This window comes from Altericroceibacterium indicum (assembly GCF_009828105.1).
In the GTDB taxonomy this organism is placed as follows: domain Bacteria; phylum Pseudomonadota; class Alphaproteobacteria; order Sphingomonadales; family Sphingomonadaceae; genus Altericroceibacterium; species Altericroceibacterium indicum.
The window spans coordinates 801,671-821,779 of the sequence record NZ_WTYQ01000001.1 but is presented as its reverse complement, the minus strand read 5'-3'; the positions used below and the strand labels follow the sequence as shown (position 1 = coordinate 821,779).

Genomic DNA, 20,109 nt, shown 5'->3' with positions numbered 1-20,109 from the left:
GGATCATTTCGGTTTACGGGCTGAGCGCGGCTTCCATGTGATGACGCGCCAGACGTAAAACAGCACACCTGCTGCGATAAGACCGATCACGACCCAGCCTAAAATGTTCTGGGATTGCTCAAAGGAACGCCCCAGCCACTGGCCACCGAAGATCAGGAGCACATTCCACAATCCTGTGCCAAGGAAGGTGAATAGCAAAAACCGCCAGAGCTTCATATGGGCAAGGCCGGCTGGAAGAGAGATGATCGTCCGCAGGAAGGGCGAAAACCGTAAGAGGAACACTACCCAATCACCGCGATGGCGGAGGTAATGGCTGGCTTTTTCGATGTCTTCCCATTCAACGGTCAGCCAACGGCCCCATTTGTCGATCATCGGGCCGAGCCGTTCATAGCCCCATCTATTGCCCGCCCAGAACCAGCAATAATTGCCTATCGTTGATCCGATTGTTCCGATCAGCAGCAGGGGGATGAAATTCATATCTCCACGCTCAACCAGAACGCCGCCGAGGCCCATGATGACTTCAGAGGGGATAGGTGGGAAGATATTTTCCGCTGCCATCAGTAGCAGAATGCCGAAATAGCCACCCTGCTGAACGATATTGATAATCAGATCTTGCATGGTGGCTCTAACGGCCTGACGGGCAAAGGGTTCAAATAGCTCAGCGATGCGCGCGAATTTGGAACGCTCGTATCGGTCAAAATTACTTCATGGCCGCCAGATGCCGGTCAATCGCATCCCAGATCATGGCACCGGAATCCGTGCCGTTGAATTCATCAATCGCTACGATGCCGGTGGGCGATGTCACATTGATTTCAGTGAGCCATTTGCCGCCGATCACATCGATCCCGACGAAAATCAGCCCGCGCTTTTTTAACTCCGGCCCCATGGCGGCGCAGATTTCTTCTTCGCGCGCGGTTAATCCGCAAGGTTCTGCATACCCCCCTTGAGCAAGGTTGGAACGGAATTCACCTTCACCCGGCCTACGATTGATCGCGCCGGTAAATTCACCATCGATCAGGACGATCCGCTTATCGCCTTGGGAAACTTCAGGAAGGAAGGGCTGAACCATGAAAGGCTCTGGCCAGACCTGGCCAAATAATTCGGTCAGTGCTGATAGGTTGGTGCCATCCGCGTCAATGCGGAAAATCGCCTTGCCACCATTGCCATGCAGGGGTTTCACCACAACCGCGCCATGTTTTTGCTGGAACTCACGCACATCATCCAATTGCCGTGCGATCAGCGTCGGCGGCATATATTGCGCATAATCGAGAACGAACATCTTTTCCGGCGCATTGCGAACGCTGGCCGGATCGTTGACGACCAGCGTTTCGCCGTGAAGCCGCTCCAGAATATGGGTCGCGCTGATATAGCCCAGATCGAACGGCGGGTCCTGCCGCATCAGCACGACGTCAATATCACTGCCGAGATCGATCTTGCGCAATTCACCCTTGGTGAAATGGTTGCCGGCCTCTTTCTTCACCGTGACAGGTGCGGCCCATGCAGTGATGCGGCCACCTGCGCCAGCCATCGTGTCATAGGCCAGCGTGCGGACGTCATAGTGCCAGATTTCAGCTCCGCGCGCCTGTGCACTGAGCATCAGAGCAAAGCTCGAATCTCCTTTGATATTGACGCTTTCGATGGGGTCCATCTGAACCGCTACGCGCAAACCCATTTTCAATGATCCTTCATGGCTGCCAGGCGTTGATGATGTGGCGAGGCCAGCGCCAAGGTGCAAGCATCAGCACATCAATCCTGACAGTTTCTCCGTTATGCGCATAAAGATGCGCTATCGCTTCAACCGCCGCAGCCACGCGGCGCAAGCGCCAATGATCGATGGACTGATCACGTTTTTCAACCGTGCGGCGATATTTCACTTCAACAAAAGCCACCACCTGGCCGCGCCGGGCGACAAGATCCACTTCACCACGCGGGGTTTTGATCCGCTGGCCGACAATCCGCCAACCACAAGCCCTGAGGTAAAGTGCAGCGAGACTTTCACCCCGCCGCCCGCTCTTCTCGGCCTTGGCCCGGTTCACTGATCCTTCAGTTCCATCGCGCGGGCATAAAGCTCCTTGCGATCTATCCCGGTGGTCTTGGCGACTTTTCCCGCTGCATGGGAAGCCTTCATATCTGCCAGCGCTTCCAGCAGCAGCGCATCAACATCGAAATCATCGGCTGTCTGTTCCGGCGGCTGGCTGACCAGAAGTACAATTTCCCCCCGCGGCGGGTGGGCCGCGTAATGGGCTGAAACCTCAGCAACCGTTCCGCTGCGGCATTCCTCAAATGTCTTGGTCAGTTCGCGCGCCACAGCCACTTCGCGACCCGGCAGCACTTCATCAATCGCTTCCAGTGATTTCAGCAGCCTTGGCGCTGTGTCGAAAAACACCAATGTCGCGCGCACGCTCGCCAATTCGGTCAATATATCGCGCCGGGCCTTTTCCTTGGAGGGCAGAAAGCCAGCGAATAAAAACCGGTCATTGGGCATACCGGACAGTGTTAGTGCCATCACCGGAGCGCTGGGGCCGGGGAGGCTGGTCACAGCAATTCCCGCCGCTCTTGCGTCTCTTACCAAGCGGTAGCCAGGGTCAGAAACCAGCGGTGTTCCGGCATCACTCACCAGCGCAACAGATTGATGTTGCATTCTTTCGAGCAAGCGCATCCGATCAGCTTCGGCACTATGATCGTCATAGCGCCATAACATCTTGCTGATACCCAAATGCCGAGTAAGCTTTTGAGTTACACGGGTATCCTCACAGGCGATCACGTCGCACCGTGTAAGAATGTCGACCGCTCGCATTGTAATATCGCCAAGATTGCCAATTGGCGTGGCTACAATATAGAGGCCGGGACTCAGTTGATTATTTTCGGGCGCGTCGCTCACGCCGCGCCTTGTGAACCAGTTCTGGTGGGAGCGGCAAGCATGTTTGGAAAGTTTAAGCGGTTTTTTGCAGTAGCGGGGGTGAGCACGCTGCTTGCAGCCTGTCAGATCATTCCTGGTGGTAACACAGGGCCAGCCAACACGCCTGCTCCTGAGCCTACCCCGAGCCAGAGCACTTTGCCGCAGGACGAGGCCCGGCATCGCGTGGCGCTGCTAGTGCCTTTGACGGGCACTAACGCAGGTGTGGGCCAGTCGATCGCCAATGCCACCACCATGGCCTTGCTCGATACAAACGCCGATAATCTGCGCATCACCACCTATGACACGGCCAAAGGCGCCAAAACGGCTGCCGATCGTGCTGTAGCCGATGGCAATAAGCTGATCCTCGGTCCGCTTTTGGGTGATAATGTGCCTTCCGTTCTGGCCGCTGCAGCACCTGCAAATGTGCCCCTTATCTCCTTCTCGAACGACGTTTCCGTCGCGTCTTCCGATGTCTTCGTGATGGGTCATATACCTGAACAATCCGTCGCCCGGACGGTAGACTATGCCATGTCGCAAGGCTCCCGCCGGTTTGCCGCGCTGACGCCAAAGGGGGAATATGGTGATCGTGCGGCCAAGGCGCTGGCCAAGGCCGTCGAGGCGCGCGGTGGCCAGATGGTTGCGTCGCAAAGCTATGATCGCGGCAACAGCTTCATCATCAGCGCGGCTAAAAAACTCAGCGCTCAGGGCGGATTCGACACGGTTTTGATCGCTGATGGTGCACGGCTTTCAGCCATTGCTGCGGCTCAGTTGAAGAAGGCTGGGGATGATTTGCCTCATATTCTCGGCACAGAATTGTGGAGTGGGGAAGCCAGCATCGCCAATGCTGCTGCATTGCGTGGCGCATGGTTCTCATCTGTTCCTGATGCACGTTATCGCCGGTTTGTGGAAAGCTATGAAGCGCGCTTCGGTTCCAAGCCTTACCGCATCGCCACTCTGGGTTATGATTCGGTATTGCTGACACTTCGTATCGCGCGGGACTGGAAACCTGGCCGCAATTTCCCGGTGTCACGCTTGAAAGCCTCTGACGGCTTTATCGGATTGGACGGTATCTTCCGTTTCGGCCCCGATGGAGTGGGTGAACGCGGCATGGAAACCCGCCAGATTGGCAATGGCACAGTGTCCGTTGTCGCCCCGGCACCGGATAAATTCAAAAACTGATTGATCCATACTGACGATAAACCGCGCTGCCAGCTTGTGCCTTTCGGATTTGCTGTTCTATAGCTGTTCCCATGGCCGATGATCTCTTTGAGAAGCTCCCAGATGGCAGCGCGGATTATAACAGTTCCTCGATTGAGGTTCTTGAAGGGCTTGAGCCGGTTCGTCGGCGGCCCGGTATGTATATTGGCGGCACGGATGAACGTGCGCTTCATCATCTTGCCGCTGAAGTACTCGATAACAGCATGGACGAAGCGGTGGCTGGCTTTGCCAACCGCATCGAAGTCACGCTGGATGAAGGCAACCGCCTGACCATTACGGATAATGGCCGCGGTATTCCGGTGGATGAACATCCCAAATTTCCCGGTAAATCGACGCTGGAAGTGATCCTTTCAACGCTCCATTCCGGCGGTAAATTTTCCGGCAAGGCCTATGCCACCAGTGGCGGCCTGCATGGCGTGGGTATTTCCGTGGTGAATGCCCTTTCATCTGACACGCGGGTGGAAGTGGCGCGGAACAAGGAACTTTTCGCGCAGGAATTCTCGCGTGGTGTAACGCTTGGCCCGATTGAAAAAGTCGGCATGGCCCCCAATCGCCGGGGCACCAGCGTCAGCTTTACGCCAGATACAGAGATTTTTGGTAAGCAACAGTTCAAGCCGCTGCGCCTGTTCAAGCTCGCCCGGTCCAAGGCCTATCTCTATGCGGGGGTCGAAATCCGCTGGAAATGCGCGGAAAGCCTCGCCAGCGATCAAGTTCCGGCAGAGGCTACCTTCCAATTTCCCGGCGGCTTGGCTGACCATTTGAAGGAACAGTTGGATGGCCGCGAATGCGTTACCACCGATCCTTTTGCCGGCAGTCAGGAATTTCCTGAGGATGACCAGGGCCGTGGTCAGGGTAGGGTGGAATGGGCTGTTGCATGGCCGCTTTATTCCGACGGTTCCTATGACTGGTATTGTAACACCGTGCCAACACCCGATGGCGGCACGCATGAGCAGGGCCTGCGCGCCGCACTCACCAAGGGCCTGCGTGCTTTTGGTGAGTTGATCGGGCAGAAAAAGGCCAAGGATCTCACCGCAGATGATGTGGTGGTCGGCAGTGAAGTGATGCTGTCGGTCTTTGTGCGTGATCCTCAATTCCAAAGCCAGACGAAGGATCGGCTGACCTCACCTGATGCCGCACGTCTGGTGGAAAATGCCGTCCGCGACCATTTCGACCTTTTCCTCACCGCCAATATGGATCGGGGTAAGGCCCTGCTCGGTCAGGTGATGGAACGGATGGATGAACGCTTGCGCCGCAAGGCGGAGCGGGAAATCAAGCGGAAAACCGCCACTAATTCGAAGAAGCTGCGTCTTCCCGGCAAGCTCACGGATTGTTCGGGGGACGGTCCAGGTGAAACCGAAATTTTCATTGTCGAAGGGGACAGTGCTGGCGGCAGTGCCAAACAGGCACGCAACCGCAAGACACAGGCGATTCTCCCTATTCGAGGCAAAATCCTCAATGTGGCCAGCGCCAGTGCGGATAAGATCCGTGCCAATCAGGAGATTGCTGACCTGACGCTGGCGCTCGGCTGCGGTATCCGCAAGGATTGCAACGCCGACAATCTGCGTTACGACCGGGTTGTGGTGATGACCGATGCCGATGTTGACGGCGCGCATATCGCCACTTTGCTGATGACTTTCTTCTTTCAGGAAATGCCTGACATTGTCCGCAAGGGGCATCTCTTTCTGGCACAACCGCCGCTCTATCGCCTGACTGCCGGGAAAGAGAGCCACTATGCCCGCGATGACGCGCATCGCAAGGAATTGGAAGAAACGGTCTTCAAGGGTAAGAAAGTGGATGTCGGGCGCTTCAAGGGCCTTGGAGAAATGAACCCCAGCCAATTGCGGGAAACCACCATGAACCCTGAAACCCGCAGCCTGATCCGCATTACATTACCGCCTGAATTTGAGCAGCGCGCCGTAGTGAAGGAACTGGTCGATCATCTGATGGGGCGAAACCCGGAACACCGCTTTAATTTCATTCAGAACCGTGCCGGCGAATTGGACAGGGATCTGATCGACGCGTGATTTGAATATTGAGAAAGATAAGGGAAATCCATGTCTTTGCGCTATTCACTGGCGGCATTTGTCGCGGCACTCACATCCTTTTCTGCATCTGCGCAAGCACCTGACATGGCCGCCATGACTGGGGGTGACCGGCTGGAACAACGCGCGGCTGATATTGCGGCCGCCTTGAATGGCACCAAGCCCTATAGCGATGTGTTTTCGGATGCGTTTCTCGCGGCTGTACCGATATTGCAGCTTGAAGGGCTTTTCGCTCAGCTTGAAAAACAGGCAGGCCCGCTTGAAGCAATTGAGATAGAGAAAGCTACTCCAGCGAAGGGGCAGGCGACGCTCCATCTTCGTTTCGAAAAAGCCGAAGCGAAGGGTGAATTGCAGCTTTTGTCGCAAGAGCCTTACAAAGTCGGTGGGTTTCGTATTGGTGCATTGAAGCCGCTGGCCGATACACCGAAAGAGCTGATTTCCGACTTTTCCGAACTGCATGGCAAAGCGGGGCTTTTGCTTCAAAGGGTCGGTGCGGATGAACGACTGCTTTCGATCAATGCAGATGAGAGTTTTGCCATCGGATCGACATTCAAGCTCTATATCCTTTCGGCGCTGTCTCAGGATATTGCCGATGGTAAAATATCATGGAGCGATGTGCTCTCTCTTTCGGGTCCCAGTTCTCCGGGGTCAGTTTTGCATGACTGGCCCGATGGCTCACCAATGACTCTTCATACATTGGCCACTTTCATGATTTCACAGAGTGACAATCGTGCAACGGACATTCTGGCCAATATGCTAGGACGTGGCCGGCTGGAAGAAGAAGTCCGCCGCGCGGGCCATGCTGATCCATCTGCCATGCAACCCTTCCTCACCACAGCTGAACTCTTCGCACTGAAGCAGCGGGGCAAAGAGGTGACGGATCGCTATGGTGCGGCCGATGATGCCACTCAACGCGCGATGCTGGCAGAAGTGAGCAGCCCAAATAACTCGGGAAATGCGGTAGATTCTTATCTCACGGGAAAGCCAGTCGCCATTGATACGGTTGAATGGTTCGCATCGCCTGCCGATGTCAGTCGCTTGCTTGCCTATATCGCGCAATCCGGGCGGCAGGATATGCTCGATATCATGGCTGTTAACCCAGCGCTGAATGCCGAAGAAACCGCCCAATGGGATTATGTCGGTTATAAGGGAGGCTCAGAGCCGGGTGTGCTCAGTCTCAACTGGCTGCTGCGGGCAAAGGATGGGGCATATTATACGCTCACAATGAGCTGGAATGATCCCGATCAAGAGGTTGACGAAGCGAAGTTTATTCTTCTCGCCTATCGCGCTCTCGGCCTGGCCTTACCGTCAAAAAATTGAGCTTTATTTAGATGGTAGTGCAAGAAACCCGGTTTGCCTCCATCCGGCGGCGGATCGAAGCGTTCAACCCGCCCAAAGGTCCGGCAAGCTGGCTTTATGAGTTTTGCCTCTTCGGCTTCAAGCAAGGATGGGCTTGCCTGTTTGGCGGGTTAATGCTGGCTTTGTTGCTGGCAACGCATCTCTTTTACCCGACCAATGCGCCACTTTATCGCTATGATTTTCTGACCATAGCCGCGGTTTCGATCCAGTTGGGGATGCTGGGTTTTCGGTTAGAAACATGGGAAGAAGCCAAAGTCATTTTGGCATTTCATGTGGTGGGAACAGTGATGGAACTGTTCAAAACCAGCGCCGGATCATGGGTCTATCCAGAGCCTGCCTTGCTCCGCATCGGTGACGTGCCGCTGTTCTCCGGCTTTATGTATGCTGCGGTAGGCAGCTACATTGCCCGGGTGTGGCGGATCTTTGATTTTCGTTTCACTGACAGGCCACCCTATTGGGCAGAGTGGGTATTGGCGATTGCCATCTATATCAATTTCTTCGCCCATCACTGGTTGCCGGATATCAGGTTGGGGTTGTTTTGCGCTTTGGCTTTGCTGTTCCGCCGGACGAGGATATACTTCACAGTGTGGCGTCAGCCGAGGTGGATGCCATTGCTGCTGGGTTGGTTTCTGGTTGCGCTATTTATCTGGTTTGCCGAAAATATCGGTACATTTGCGCAGGCATGGTCTTACCCCAGCCAGAAGGCCGGGTGGCACATGGTTTCCTTCGGCAAGCTCGGTGCCTGGTATCTCTTGATGTTTATTTCCTTCACCCTCGTCGCTGCACTTCATAAAGGTCGCGACGAAGGTGAAGTCAAAGGAACTTAATCCTTCTTCAATTCGCTGGGCACGTTAGCGAACATTTTCTTCACTGCTGGCCGCTCATTAATCTGTTCGATCCAGCGGACGAGATGCGGCGTGTCGTTTGTATTGACCAATTCGCTGAAACCAAACTGCATGCCATTGGCGATGGCGAAGTTGCAGATGTCAGCCAGGGAGAACATCCCGCCGGCCAGCCATTCATTATCGGCAAGATGGTCATCCAGGCGGCGAACGGAAAAGGCAATCTTGCGCATTTCTTCGTCGAGCATTTCCTGCGGGAAACCTTCACGGGCGCGGCGCCATTTTACCTGTTGTTCGAACACCGGGATGTTCTTCACTTTTTCTTCGAACTGTTCGTCCGTCAAATCGGCTACCATTTTGCCGATCATGCGGTGCCAGCCAATGGTTGAGACACACCAGCAGAAATATTCATCAACCCATTTGGTCCACACCCGCATTTGCGCGGTGTCATAGGAATTATCCGGTCTCAGCTTTACCGCTGTTGGGTGCTCATCTTCCAGATATTCACAAATCACGGTCGATTCCGTGATGATCTTGCCCTCATCTTCCAATGCTGGGACCTGACCGCGCGGGTTTATCTTTTTAAACCAATCCGAATGGTGTTCAAATTTGGCTGGATTGAGCAGGATTTGTTCAAACTCCAGCTCCTTTTCATACAGCGCCAGCATGGGCTTCAGCGAATTGGCTCCTGGGCCAAAGCTATAGAGTTTGAGCATTTCAGGCATCCTCCTTGTTAGGTTTGAATGCGGATTAACCACCCGAACAGGCGTTGGGCAAGTCTAAAAACAGATAAAGTCAATTTACTGGATGAAACGGAACTCAGTCGCTGCCGCGCGGATGGGCCTTGCGATACGTTTCCAACATAGTTGCCGCATCAACCTTGGTATATATCTGGGTGGAACCGAGGCTGGCATGGCCGAGCAGTTCCTGAAGGCTCCGCAGGTCAACCCCCGCTCCCAGCAGATGGGTGGCAAAGGAGTGGCGCAAGGCATGAGGTGTGGCGGTGGCTGGCAGGCCCAGGGCAATGCGTGCGCGGGCCATGGCCTTGCGGACCATTCCGGGGCTGAGCGGCCCGCCTTTCGCGCCAAGGAACAGGGCGGTATCCGGCTTTATAGCCCAAGGGCATTTTGCGACATAGTCAGCGATCCCATCGCGGACAATTGGTAAAACGGGCACCACGCGCTGCTTATTGCCTTTGCCGGTGACAGTCAGAACCTCGCCCAGTGGATGGTCGGCACCTTTCAGGGACAGCGCTTCGGCGATCCGAACACCTGCTCCATACATCAAGAGCAGCACGGCTCTATCACGCGCACCTATCCAATCTTCTTTGGCATCATCGCGGACCATATCGGCAAGATTGCTGGCGTCATCGGGGGTAACAGGGCGGGGCAGGCCCTTCTTGATGCGCGGACCACGAATGCGCGGGCCAGCGGCATCGGACATGCCCGATTGTTCGCGGGCAAATCGTATGAAGCCTTTGAGAGCGGACAATTCTCGCGCGGCCGACACATTGCCAATGCCATCGGATCGCCTGCTCGCCAGTAAGTTACGCAATTGGAGCGGAGGGAGGGTGGCTACATCGCGCCATTCAGAAAGGTCGAAATATTCCAGCAGACGCTGCGCAGCGGAACAATAGGCCCGCACTGTATGCGGGGATCGACGGCGGGATTGTTCAAGGTAGATCCGCCAACGATCAAGAAGGTCGTGCCGTGTCAAGAAACGACTAGCTCTGCCGGCACCAACTCTCCCAGAAGCGCATCCAGTACGGGCATTCCTTTATCGGTTACGATCAGGCGCTCACCTTCCATCCGCACAAAGCCAAGCTCTGAATATAATATCTTGCGAGATGCTATGATGAGGTTTTCCTGAGCAATGCCAAAACGCTTGGAGAGTGCTTTCAGGTCAACGCCTTCAGCCAGCCTTAGGCCCATCAAAAGTGCTTCTGAAGCCTGTTCTGGTGCTGTTAGGTCACTTTCAGTCTGCGTTCCGTGGGAGTTTCTTTCTACAGCGGAAAGCCAGTTTTCCGGTTTGCGATGCCGCTGGGTGGCCTTGTTTCCGCGCCGTCCATGGGCACCAGGGCCAATGCCGCAATAGTCCTGATAGCGCCAATAAGTGAGGTTATGGCGGCTTTCTTCACCGGGTTTGGCGTGGTTGCTGATTTCATAGGCTGGCAGGCCCGCCGCCGCTGTCATCTCACGGGTGAGGGTGAACAGATCAGCCGCCGGATCATCGTCGAGCGGGGTAAATTTAGATTGCCTCACATCGGTTGCAAAACGGGTGCCTGGTTCAATTGTGAGCTGGTAGAGTGAGAGGTGTTCTGTCCCGAACGAAAGCGCCTGAGCAAGTTCTTTTTCCCATATATCAGCGGTTTGGCCTGGCCTTGCATAGATCAGATCAAAGCTCACCCGGCGGAATTGCTTTTGCGCGATGTCCAATGCGGCCAACCCCTCCCTCGCATCATGCAAACGGCCAAGAAAGCGTAACACTTGGTCATCAAGTGATTGGATACCAAGCGATAGGCGGTTGATACCAGCATTCGCCAGACTGGTAAAATTAGCCGCCTCCACTGACGAGGGATTGGCCTCCAGCGTGATTTCAAGGCCAGGCGCAAAACCCCACAATTGCTCAGCTTCTTCAAGTAACCGTGCGACGAGCGCCGGCGGCATAAGGGAAGGCGTGCCACCACCAAAGAAGATCGAATGCAGCTTCTCGCCTCCGGCAAGTTCCGCCTCATACCGCATATCGGCAAGCAGGCTTCGTTCCCATAGGCCTATGTCCACACTCTCGCGGACATGGGAATTGAAGTCGCAATAGGGGCACTTTGCGAGACAAAACGGCCAGTGGATATAGATTGCGCGAGCCACGATAATTAAGCACTTGTTAAGAGGAAATTGGCAGAAAAGAGGCAATGAACATAGCCCGCTTCCTGATGATAAGCCTAGCGTCAGCAGCCATCTTTTTTGCTGCTCCTTCGATAGCACAGCAAGATGATGGAGGCTTCAAGAAAGACTTGCTTTCTGGCCATAATAACGAACGAAAACGGGTTGGTCTCCCCCCACTTTTATGGAGCGATAGACTGGCGTTTGACGCTTATCAATGGGCACAGCAACTCGCTGCTGATGGGCAATTGCGGCATAGTTCCTCCCGCCAGCGCGGTAATGCGGGGGAAAACCTCTGGGCAGGAACTATCGGCTATTACCGAATGAGCGATGCGATGGACGCATTCCTCTCCGAAAGAAGCGACTTCAAAAGTGGTGTATTTCCTGATGTTTCGCGCAGCGGAAATTGGCAGGACGTAGGCCATTACACGCAAATCATCTGGCCTGAAACCAAAGAAGTCGGATGCGCTCTGGCACGTGGGCGAAGCTTTGACTTCCTGGTATGTCGGTACTGGCCAGCCGGCAACATCGTTGGTGAACGGATCAGCAACTAGCTTGAGCCGAACTGATCCGCAGTCAGCTTGGCAAAGGCATCAGAACGATGGCTGATCGCCTGTTTCTGAGAAGGTTGCAGCTCTGCAAAGGTCTGCTCATACCCGTTGGGCACAAATACCGGATCATAGCCAAAACCTAAATTCCCACGCGGAGGCCATGTCAGTTGGCCATCGCAGCGACCTTCATAAACAGCATAGTCACCATCAGGCCATGCAATCGCTAATACGCAGGAAAACCAGGCGTCGCGCGGTGCATCCGGGCCTTTGGCAGCGATCATGCCTTCGACTTTACCCATAGCCATAAACCAGTCACGCCCTGGGTCACCTTCGAACCACTGCCGTTCTGCCCAATCCGCAGTATAGACGCCAGGCCGCCCATCAAGCGCTACAGCAGACATGCCGCTATCGTCAGCGAGGGCAGGGAGGCCGGAAGCCTCCGCTGCCGCTCTCGCCTTCAACAGAGCATTTTCGACAAATGTGGTGCCGGTTTCAGCCGGTTCAGCCAGCCCGAGCGCACCCGCTGAGATGCAATCAAGCCCATAAGGTTCGAGCAAAGCAGCGATTTCTTTCAGTTTGCCTGCATTATGCGTGGCAATCACGAGCTTTCCGGAACCGAGCTGACGGGTCATTTTACAGCGGCTTCCTGTGCGGCAAAGATCTGGTTGCAACCGATCTGGGCCAGACGAAGCAAGCGCAGAAGGCCTTCTTCATCATATGTAGCGCCCTCAGCAGTGGCTTGTACTTCAGCAATACGGCCACCTTCGATCAGTACGAAATTGGCATCGGCATCTGCGCTGCTGTCTTCGATGTAATCGAGATCAAGCACAGGGGTGCCTTGATAAATGCCGCAGCTGATAGCGGCAATTTTGGCTTCAATCGGATCTTCCTTGATCGCGCCATCAGCCATCAGTTTGTTGACAGCCAGACGCAAAGCCACCCAAGCGCCAGAAATGGACGCTGTGCGCGTGCCACCATCGGCCTGAATGACATCACAATCCACAGTAATCTGGCGTTCGCCAAGTTTTTCAAGATTAATGATAGAGCGCAGCGAACGACCGATCAGACGCTGGATTTCCTGCGTCCGACCAGATTGTTTGCCCTTGGCTGCTTCACGTATTCCGCGCGTGTGAGTGGCACGGGGAAGCATCGAATATTCGGCCGTTACCCAGCCGGAATTTTTGCCACGAAGCCAAGGCGGAGTGCGATCTTCAATGCTGGCGGTCACTAAAACTCTGGTATCACCGAAGCTGACGAGAACAGAACCTTCAGCATGTTTAGTGAAGCCGGTCTGAATATCGATAGCACGCATTTCGTCTGGCGCACGGCCGGATGGTCGCATTTGGATTTCCTTTAGAAGAATTGCGGCTGCCCTAGTCGCTTATTGCTTGAGGCTGCAAGGGGAGTGATTAAATTAGCACCTATTATGGCACCAACACCCGTAACAGAATTAACCGATCGCGCCCGCGCCATATTTCGCCTCGTCGTTGAGGGTTTTATCGATAATGGGCAGCCCATAGGCTCCAAAGCATTGGCTGCCGATGGGCGGGTCAATCTATCTCCTGCTTCTATCCGCTCTGTATTAAGCGATCTGGAGGTTCTGGGATTACTCGCTGCGCCACATACCAGCGCGGGCCGAATGCCAACTGAGACAGGCCTGCGCCTGTTTGTCGATGGGATGATGCAAGTGGCTGAGCCCACTCGTGAAGAACGCGCTGTGATTGAACGTCGTCTGTCAAAACATGGTCCGATTGAGCAGGCGCTCGAAGCTACAAGCTCAATCCTGTCGGATATTTCTGCTGCTGCCGGTGTAGTCATGGTACCCAAGCGCAATCCCCGTTTGTCACAGATGAATTTGGTTCGCCTTGATGCAAGGCGAGCTCTGGTGGTGCTTGTGGGGGAAGATGGCAGTGTTGAGAATCGGCTACTCGAAATCAACGAAGACACATCCACCTCTGCACTGCAGGAAGCCACCAATTACATTACCGCCCGATTATGCGGAAAAACGCTGCAAGAGGCGGCCAAGTTGATGGTCACCGACATAGCAAGCGGACAATCCGCTCTCGATGAAGCAAGCCGCGATTTGGTGGAAAGAGGCCTTGCAGTGTGGAGCAAGGATGCTTCGCAACGACCGGTTTTGATCGTGCGTGGCCAAGCAAACTTGCTTGACGACGAGGCCATGAGCGATATTGAGCGCGTCCGCTCCTTGATCGACGATCTGGAAAACAAACAATCTGTATCAGCATTGCTGGATAGCGCGCGGGAAGCAAAATCCGCTCGGATATTCATCGGTTCAGAGAACAGATTGTTCGCCCTTTCAGGATCTTCCGTCATCGCTTCGCCTTATCGCGATCGTGAAGGAAGGGTGGTTGGCGTTTTGGGTGTAATAGGGCCGACGCGGTTGAATTACGCTAGGGTCGTCCCCATGGTGGACTTCACTGCCCGAAGTCTGGGCAAGCTTATCGGATAGCTGGAAGAATATAGCATATGACGGAAAACAAAACCGAGCATAATGACAAGGAAGTCGCTGACGAATTGAGAGGCGTGCCGAAAGAAATGCTCGATTCTGAAAGTCAGGCGGATGAGGACAATTCCAAGCTGCCTTCTGAAGTACAGGAAGAATTGAAAAATCTCCGCGAACAGCTCGAAGCGACCAAGCAGGAAGTGCTTTACGCCAAAGCTGATACGCAAAACGTACGCCGGCGTCTGGAGAAAGATATTTCTGACGCGCGAGCATATGCGGCAACCGGATTTGCACGAGATATTCTGTCAATTGCTGACAATCTGGTACGGGCAATCGATGCTGTTCCAACTGAACTGCGCGAAGATGATAAATTCAAAGGGTTGGTTGCCGGCATCGAAGCTACGCAGCGTGAGATGGACAAGGTCTTCAATCAGCATGGCATTACGCGGATTGCTGCGCGAGGTATGCCACTTGACCCCAATCAGCACCAGGCAATGATGGAAATTCCGACGGAAGATGCGGAGCCGGGTACCGTGGTGCAGGAGATGCAGGCGGGCTACATGATCCGCGATCGTTTGTTGCGCCCTGCGATGGTCGGTGTCGCAAAAAAGCCGGATTGATGAAGTGCTGAGAGGATGGGGGAACTGGAGAGCGTGTTGGATCGTAACTCTGTGTAATTGACGAAATTACAGGGAGTTGATTTATGAAAATGCGTATCCTTATGGCCCCCCTCTTGCTCGGCTCGGCTCTTTCTCTCGGAGCTTGCGCTGATAACTATGCCGCTGAAGGCGGTTTAGCTGGTGCGGCAGCCGGTGCAGGCATCGCGGCTGTAACAGGCGGTGATGTTGGAACCGGTGCTGCCGTTGGTGGCGCGGCCGGTGCGGCTGGTGGCGCGTTCATCAGCAAAGATGACTGCAAGAAAGAGAAGTATCGTTATCGTGACGAATGCCGTCGTTATCGCTAATTGCGGCTACGATAATGAAAAAGAGGCGCTGCGAGTGTTCGTAGCGCCTCTTTTTATATCGTCGGCCCGAGTGTAGCTCCCGGAAAGCTCACTAGGGCATCATAGGCTTCCGAATCGCCAATACCCGGCAATTTGCGTCCTTTGCGCAAAAGAAAAGCATGACGGATGATTTCTGCCTGCTGCTCCAATCCGTAGCGTTCAAGCGTCCAGCCGGGCTTTAAGGCGTAATCATAACGGCAAAATGGATGGCGGTGGGTAACAAGATGCCATTCCCCCTTGTGCTGCACCTGCCAGACATGGGTCATTTCATGCAGAAACAGCCCTTGCAAATTCAGGCCCTCAACTGAGAAGTCATCGGAATAAAGAGTGGTGGCCGGGTGGAAGTGAAGATGGCCTCTTGGTGCCATGACTGTTTGTCTTGGCTGAAACGGAAACCACTTACTGCGCTTGATCCGGACCGGGTTGCAATCAATCGCAGTTCCAAAAATTTGTCGGACGAGGGCAATCTCTCCTTGGGTGAGGGATCTTTCCCCACCCACTGGGCAGATTGCCCCCGCTTTAATTGGCATATGGGTAATTACCGTTCATCACCAGCAGCGAGCACTTCGGCAGGGAAGCTGATCTTGTCACCACCTGCAAAGGTCAGTGTGACTTCAATCTTGTCTCCGGGTTTTGTGTCTTCAGCAAGGCCCATAACCATCACATGCTTTTCTCCCGGCACAAAAGACACGGTTTTCCCGATCGGAACGTCAAGCTGGAAAATGTCATCCATCGACGCCTTGCCTTCCCAGGTGCTGACCTGATGCATGGCAGCGCTTTTAGCGCCTTCGACAAAAACAGAGCGGATGACTCTGGTCTTTTTCCCATTGTTGCTGATGTCAAAATAAACCGCCGCCGGATTTCCAGCAACCGGAGGAAGGATCAGGCGGGCATTTTCAACATTGATGCCTTCCGGTGCGTTTGGAGCGGAGTTTTCGGCTGGCGTTTCGGCTTCATTTCCACCGCAAGCCGCAAAGCTGACAGTGACCATTCCAAGAGCCATACTGGCCAAAATTCTTTTCATCATTTCCTCCCCAAAAATAATTCCCTGTGGAATTGCCGATTTCTAGCCCGGCAAATCCCTTGTGCCAACCAAAAGCGCACCTATATCGCGCCTGTCAACGAGCCGCCGAACGGTTCTGCCTTTTGCAAGGGGGGCCAGATGTGCGGTGTCCAATTTTTAGATAGGAAATGGGGAAACCATGGCCAAAGTTATCGGTATCGACTTGGGAACAACGAACAGCTGCGTAGCTGTTATGGACGGGGGCAAGCCCAAAGTAGTTGAAAATTCAGAAGGTGCGCGCACCACACCTTCTATTGTTGCCTTCACCAAAGATGGTGAACGTCTGATCGGCCAACCGGCCAAGCGTCAGGCTGTAACCAATCCAGACAATACAATTTTTGCCGTCAAGCGCCTCATCGGCCGCCGTTTTGATGACCCCATGACCAAGAAGGACATGGAGCTTGTCCCCTATGACATCGTCAAGGGTAAGAATGGCGACGCATGGGTTGAAGCTGGCGGTACGGAATATAGCCCATCGCAGGTTTCTGCCTTTACTCTTCAGAAGATGAAGGAAACGGCAGAAAGCTACCTCGGCGAAACCGTGACGCAGGCCGTCATCACCGTTCCGGCTTACTTCAATGACGCTCAGCGTCAGGCCACCAAAGATGCTGGTCAGATCGCTGGTCTTGAAGTGCTGCGCATCATTAACGAGCCAACGGCAGCAGCTCTGGCTTATGGTCTCGACAAGGAAGACGGCAAAACAATCGCCGTTTATGACCTTGGCGGCGGCACATTCGACGTTTCCGTCCTCGAAATCGGTGATGGCGTGTTCGAAGTGAAGTCCACCAATGGTGATACTTTCCTTGGTGGTGAAGATTTCGACACAGCCATCGTCGAATATCTCGCTGAGCAGTTCCAGAAGAAAGAAGACATGGATCTGCGCAAGGATAAGCTTGCCCTCCAGCGCCTGAAGGAAGCTGCAGAAAAGGCGAAAATCGAACTTTCTAGCTCGCAAACGACGGAAGTGAACCTGCCGTTCATCACTGCGCGTATGGAAGGTGGTTCATCTACCCCGCTTCACCTTGTTGAAACACTGAGCCGCTCGCAGCTTGAAAAGCTGGTAGAAGGCCTCATTCAGCGTACTCTTGAACCTTGCAAAAAGGCTCTTGCGGATGCTGGCGTAGACAAGAGCGGCATTGACGAAGTCGTGCTGGTCGGCGGTATGACCCGTATGCCTAAGGTCCGTGAAGTCGTGGAAAGCTTCTTTGGTAAGAAGCCACACACGGGCGTAAACCCTGATGAAGTGGTTGCCATGGGCGCTGCTATTCAGGCTGGTGTGCTTCAGGGTGATGTAAAAGATGTTCTCCTGCTGGACGTGACCCCGCTGTCGCTGGGTATCGAAACGCTGGGCGGTGTCTTCACTCGCATGATTGACCGCAACACCACGATCCCGACCAAGAAAACGCAAGTCTACTCGACTGCTGAAGATAACCAGCAAGCCGTGACAATTCGCGTGTTCCAGGGCGAGCGTGAAATGGCTGCGGATAACAAATTGCTTGGCCAGTTTGATCTGATGGGCATTCCATCCGCTCCGCGCGGTGTTCCGCAGATCGAAGTGACCTTCGACATCGACGCCAACGGTCTGGTGAACGTGTCCGCTAAGGACAAGGGTACCGGTAAGGAACAACAGATCCGCATTCAGGCATCGGGCGGTCTTTCAGAATCTGACATTGACCAGATGGTTCAGGATGCTGAAAAGTTTGCCGATGAAGACAAGAAGCGTCGTGAGCAGGCAGAAGCACGGAACAACACCGAAAGCCTCGTCCACGCGACAGAAAAGCAATTGTCTGAGAGTGGCGAAAAGGTCAGTGCTGATCTGAAGAGCCAGGTCGAAGGGGCCATTGCTGAAGCCAAAACTGCGCTCGAAGGCGATGATCTTGATGCGATTAATGCCAAGGCCCAGGCTCTCACAGAACTGGCCATGAAAATGGGTCAGGAAATCTACGAGAAGCAGCAGGCTGAAGGTGGTGATGCCGCAGCATCTGACGCAGGCGCAAAGTCTGACGATGATGTAGTCGATGCCGAATTTTCGGAAGTCGACGACGAAAACAACAAGGGCTGATTGTCCTGAAGGAAACCTATACCGCCACCGATGTGCATGTCGCGTCGGTGGCGATCTGGTTTAAGGCGGGAACATGTCTGCTACTGAAATAGATTATTACGAGCTTCTTGAAGTCGAGCGCACTGCGGACGACAAGACTATCAAATCCTCTTATCGCAAGTTGGCGATGCGCTTCCACCCGGATAGAAATCCCGGTGATGCTGAAGCCGAAGCAAAGTTTAAAGCCATCAGTGAGGCCTATGACTGCCTCAAAGATCCGCAAAAACGTGCGGCTTATGATCGTTTTGGCCATGCCGCCTTTCAGCAGGGCGGCGGCGGCCCTCAGGCGTCAGACTTTGGCGATATAGGCGATATTTTCGAGACGATTTTCGGCAACGCCTTTGGCGGAGGTGGGGGCAGGGCAAGGCCCCGTCGCGGTGCAGATATGCGCTACGATATGGAAATCAGCCTCGATGATGCTTTCCACGGTAAAGACACGCAGATCGAAGTTGAAGTTTCGGTTTCGTGCCACACCTGTCAGGGTACAGGGGCACAACCCGGAACCTCCAAGCGCGGCTGTAACCTGTGCCATGGTCACGGAAAAGTCCGTGCCCAGCAAGGCCTTTTCGTTATCGAAAAGCCATGCCCCAATTGCCATGGGCGCGGTGAAGTCATTGAAAAGCCTTGCACTGATTGCCGTGGCGAAGGACGCGTCGATGAAGTGCAGGTGCTAGACGTCAATATTCCACCTGGCGTTGATAATGGTACGCGTATTCGTCTTTCGGGCAAGGGAGAAGCCGGTCCTATGGGCTCGCCTCCGGGCGACCTTTACATTTTCCTTCATGTTCGCAAGCATTCCGTTTTCGAACGTGAGGGGACCGTTCTATTCACCCGTGTCCCAATCAGCTTCACTACTGCGGCTTTGGGCGGCTCAGTTGAAATACCTGGTATGGATGGCGAACCTAATGTGATCGACATTCCAGCTGGTATTCAGTCTGGCAAGCAATTGCGCAAACGCGGTGCAGGCATGCCTGTACTTCAAGGGCGCGGTCGGGGCGACATGGTGGTTGAAATTGCTGTCGAAACACCAACACGCCTTTCAGCTCGCCAGAAAGAGCTGCTGCGTGAGTTTAAAGAAACAGAAACCGGAGAAGAATGTCCGGAGAGTCGAAGCTTCTTTGACAAGATCAAATCTGTTTGGACGGATTTGACTGATTGATGAAACCAGCGGTTCTCTTTGTCTGCCTCGGTAATATCTGCCGTTCGCCCATGGCTGAAGGTGCCTTCCGGGCGGCGGCAGACGAGGCCGGGTTGGATATAATCGTCGACTCTGCTGGTACGGGTGACTGGCATATTGGCAATGCACCTGACCCGCGTGCGCAGAAGGAAGCTGCCAGCCATGGCGTTTCCATTGCTCATTTGCGTGGAAGGCAGATCGGTGAAGATGATTATCGCAAATTCAGCCATATCTTTGCTTTGGACAAAGATAACCTAGCCATCATTCAGCAACGCGCTCCCGAAGATACTACAGCCGAAATCAGCCTGCTCATGGATGTTGTAGAAGGGGAACGGGGTCGGCCTGTAGCAGACCCCTATTATGGTGGTGCGGAAGGTTTTACCCAAACCTGGTGTGATGTCAGCAAGGCAGCGCGGGCTCTTGTTGATCGTTTCAGTCGCTGAACTGTGGGTAGGTTCCATCCATCTATAATTGGGTAGGTTCCATCCATCTATAATGACGAGTGGTTGTG

At 54.2% G+C, this 20,109-nt stretch carries 22 protein-coding genes; 11 read left to right on the top strand and 11 right to left on the bottom strand.

The window, feature by feature from the left end:
* Positions 1 to 3: 3 nt before the first annotated feature.
* From GRI39_RS04085 to rsmI, 4 genes are all read right to left on the bottom strand, one after another.
* The gene (locus GRI39_RS04085; protein WP_160738368.1) at positions 4 to 618 is read right to left on the bottom strand and encodes a DedA family protein; all 615 of its coding nucleotides are present in this window, start codon (positions 616 to 618) and stop codon (positions 4 to 6) included.
* An 82-nt stretch (positions 619 to 700) separates the two neighbouring features.
* Positions 701 to 1,672: a glutathione synthase gene (gene gshB / locus GRI39_RS04080; RefSeq protein WP_160738367.1), complete on the bottom strand. Its 972-nt coding sequence runs from the start codon at positions 1,670 to 1,672 to the stop codon at positions 701 to 703.
* Between the two features lie 13 nt (positions 1,673 to 1,685).
* The gene (locus tag GRI39_RS04075) at positions 1,686 to 2,036 is read right to left on the bottom strand and encodes a YraN family protein (protein ID WP_160738366.1); all 351 of its coding nucleotides are present in this window, start codon (positions 2,034 to 2,036) and stop codon (positions 1,686 to 1,688) included.
* Positions 2,033 to 2,881, bottom strand: coding sequence for a 16S rRNA (cytidine(1402)-2'-O)-methyltransferase (gene rsmI / locus GRI39_RS04070; protein ID WP_343033283.1), 849 nt, complete (start codon positions 2,879 to 2,881; stop codon positions 2,033 to 2,035). The genes GRI39_RS04075 and rsmI overlap by 4 nt, the downstream gene beginning before the upstream one ends.
* Before the next feature lie 39 nt (positions 2,882 to 2,920).
* On the opposite strand from rsmI, the gene GRI39_RS04065 reads away from it, so the two are divergent.
* From GRI39_RS04065 to GRI39_RS04050, 4 genes are all read left to right on the top strand, one after another.
* Positions 2,921 to 4,078 carry a penicillin-binding protein activator gene (locus tag GRI39_RS04065; protein ID WP_160738365.1) on the top strand — a complete coding sequence of 386 codons (1,158 nt, stop codon included), beginning with the start codon at positions 2,921 to 2,923 and terminating at the stop codon, positions 4,076 to 4,078.
* Positions 4,079 to 4,149: 71 nt separating this feature from the next.
* Complete coding sequence (gene parE / locus GRI39_RS04060) at positions 4,150 to 6,141, top strand: DNA topoisomerase IV subunit B (RefSeq protein WP_160738364.1); 1,992 nt, start codon at positions 4,150 to 4,152, stop codon at positions 6,139 to 6,141.
* A gap of 30 nt (positions 6,142 to 6,171) precedes the next feature.
* Positions 6,172 to 7,479, top strand: a complete 1,308-nt coding sequence (locus tag GRI39_RS04055; protein ID WP_160738363.1) for a serine hydrolase — start codon at positions 6,172 to 6,174, stop codon at positions 7,477 to 7,479.
* Positions 7,480 to 7,490: 11 nt separating this feature from the next.
* The gene (locus tag GRI39_RS04050; RefSeq protein ID WP_160738362.1) at positions 7,491 to 8,345 is read left to right on the top strand and encodes a DUF817 domain-containing protein; all 855 of its coding nucleotides are present in this window, start codon (positions 7,491 to 7,493) and stop codon (positions 8,343 to 8,345) included.
* Here the strand turns inward: GRI39_RS04050 and GRI39_RS04045 are convergent.
* The 3 genes from GRI39_RS04045 to hemW form a co-directional block, all read right to left on the bottom strand.
* A complete protein-coding gene (locus tag GRI39_RS04045; protein ID WP_160738361.1) occupies positions 8,342 to 9,076 on the bottom strand; it encodes a glutathione S-transferase family protein in 735 nt (244 codons plus the stop codon). The genes GRI39_RS04050 and GRI39_RS04045 overlap by 4 nt on opposite strands.
* A gap of 103 nt (positions 9,077 to 9,179) precedes the next feature.
* Positions 9,180 to 10,076 carry a tyrosine recombinase XerC gene (locus GRI39_RS04040; RefSeq protein WP_160738360.1) on the bottom strand — a complete coding sequence of 299 codons (897 nt, stop codon included), beginning with the start codon at positions 10,074 to 10,076 and terminating at the stop codon, positions 9,180 to 9,182.
* On the bottom strand, positions 10,073 to 11,224 hold the full coding sequence (gene hemW, locus GRI39_RS04035; RefSeq protein WP_160738359.1) for a radical SAM family heme chaperone HemW: 1,152 nt from the start codon (positions 11,222 to 11,224) through the stop codon (positions 10,073 to 10,075). Before hemW ends, GRI39_RS04040 begins: the two co-directional genes overlap by 4 nt.
* Before the next feature lie 44 nt (positions 11,225 to 11,268).
* On the opposite strand from hemW, the gene GRI39_RS04030 reads away from it, so the two are divergent.
* Entirely contained in the window at positions 11,269 to 11,793 is a 525-nt protein-coding gene (locus tag GRI39_RS04030) for a CAP domain-containing protein (protein ID WP_160738358.1), read from the top strand.
* Here the strand turns inward: GRI39_RS04030 and rdgB are convergent.
* Positions 11,790 to 12,422, bottom strand: a complete 633-nt coding sequence (gene rdgB / locus GRI39_RS04025; RefSeq protein ID WP_160738357.1) for an RdgB/HAM1 family non-canonical purine NTP pyrophosphatase — start codon at positions 12,420 to 12,422, stop codon at positions 11,790 to 11,792. The genes GRI39_RS04030 and rdgB overlap by 4 nt on opposite strands.
* Positions 12,419 to 13,132, bottom strand: a complete 714-nt coding sequence (gene rph / locus GRI39_RS04020) for a ribonuclease PH (RefSeq protein ID WP_160738356.1) — start codon at positions 13,130 to 13,132, stop codon at positions 12,419 to 12,421. Before rph ends, rdgB begins: the two co-directional genes overlap by 4 nt.
* A gap of 84 nt (positions 13,133 to 13,216) precedes the next feature.
* On the opposite strand from rph, the gene hrcA reads away from it, so the two are divergent.
* The 3 genes from hrcA to GRI39_RS04005 all read left to right on the top strand — a co-directional run bounded on the left by hrcA (position 13,217) and on the right by GRI39_RS04005 (position 15,218).
* Entirely contained in the window at positions 13,217 to 14,260 is a 1,044-nt protein-coding gene (gene hrcA / locus GRI39_RS04015) for a heat-inducible transcriptional repressor HrcA (protein WP_160738355.1), read from the top strand.
* A 17-nt stretch (positions 14,261 to 14,277) separates the two neighbouring features.
* Complete coding sequence (grpE, locus tag GRI39_RS04010) at positions 14,278 to 14,874, top strand: nucleotide exchange factor GrpE (protein WP_160738354.1); 597 nt, start codon at positions 14,278 to 14,280, stop codon at positions 14,872 to 14,874.
* A gap of 83 nt (positions 14,875 to 14,957) precedes the next feature.
* Positions 14,958 to 15,218 carry a glycine zipper domain-containing protein gene (locus GRI39_RS04005; protein ID WP_246204854.1) on the top strand — a complete coding sequence of 87 codons (261 nt, stop codon included), beginning with the start codon at positions 14,958 to 14,960 and terminating at the stop codon, positions 15,216 to 15,218.
* 53 nt (positions 15,219 to 15,271) lie between these two features.
* On the opposite strand, the gene GRI39_RS04000 is transcribed toward GRI39_RS04005, so the two are convergent.
* Positions 15,272 to 15,625 (bottom strand): hypothetical protein, encoded by a 354-nt coding sequence (locus GRI39_RS04000; protein ID WP_343033282.1) that lies wholly within the window; start codon positions 15,623 to 15,625, stop codon positions 15,272 to 15,274.
* 170 nt (positions 15,626 to 15,795) lie between these two features.
* Positions 15,796 to 16,284 carry a copper chaperone PCu(A)C gene (locus tag GRI39_RS03995; RefSeq protein WP_211371422.1) on the bottom strand — a complete coding sequence of 163 codons (489 nt, stop codon included), beginning with the start codon at positions 16,282 to 16,284 and terminating at the stop codon, positions 15,796 to 15,798.
* Positions 16,285 to 16,459: 175 nt separating this feature from the next.
* On the opposite strand from GRI39_RS03995, the gene dnaK reads away from it, so the two are divergent.
* The 3 genes from dnaK to GRI39_RS03980 all read left to right on the top strand — a co-directional run bounded on the left by dnaK (position 16,460) and on the right by GRI39_RS03980 (position 20,041).
* On the top strand, positions 16,460 to 18,382 hold the full coding sequence (gene dnaK / locus GRI39_RS03990) for a molecular chaperone DnaK (protein ID WP_160738351.1): 1,923 nt from the start codon (positions 16,460 to 16,462) through the stop codon (positions 18,380 to 18,382).
* Between the two features lie 73 nt (positions 18,383 to 18,455).
* Complete coding sequence (gene dnaJ, locus GRI39_RS03985; RefSeq protein WP_160738350.1) at positions 18,456 to 19,580, top strand: molecular chaperone DnaJ; 1,125 nt, start codon at positions 18,456 to 18,458, stop codon at positions 19,578 to 19,580.
* Positions 19,580 to 20,041: a low molecular weight protein-tyrosine-phosphatase gene (locus tag GRI39_RS03980; RefSeq protein ID WP_160738349.1), complete on the top strand. Its 462-nt coding sequence runs from the start codon at positions 19,580 to 19,582 to the stop codon at positions 20,039 to 20,041. The genes dnaJ and GRI39_RS03980 overlap by 1 nt, the downstream gene beginning before the upstream one ends.
* Positions 20,042 to 20,109: the final 68 nt, after the last annotated feature.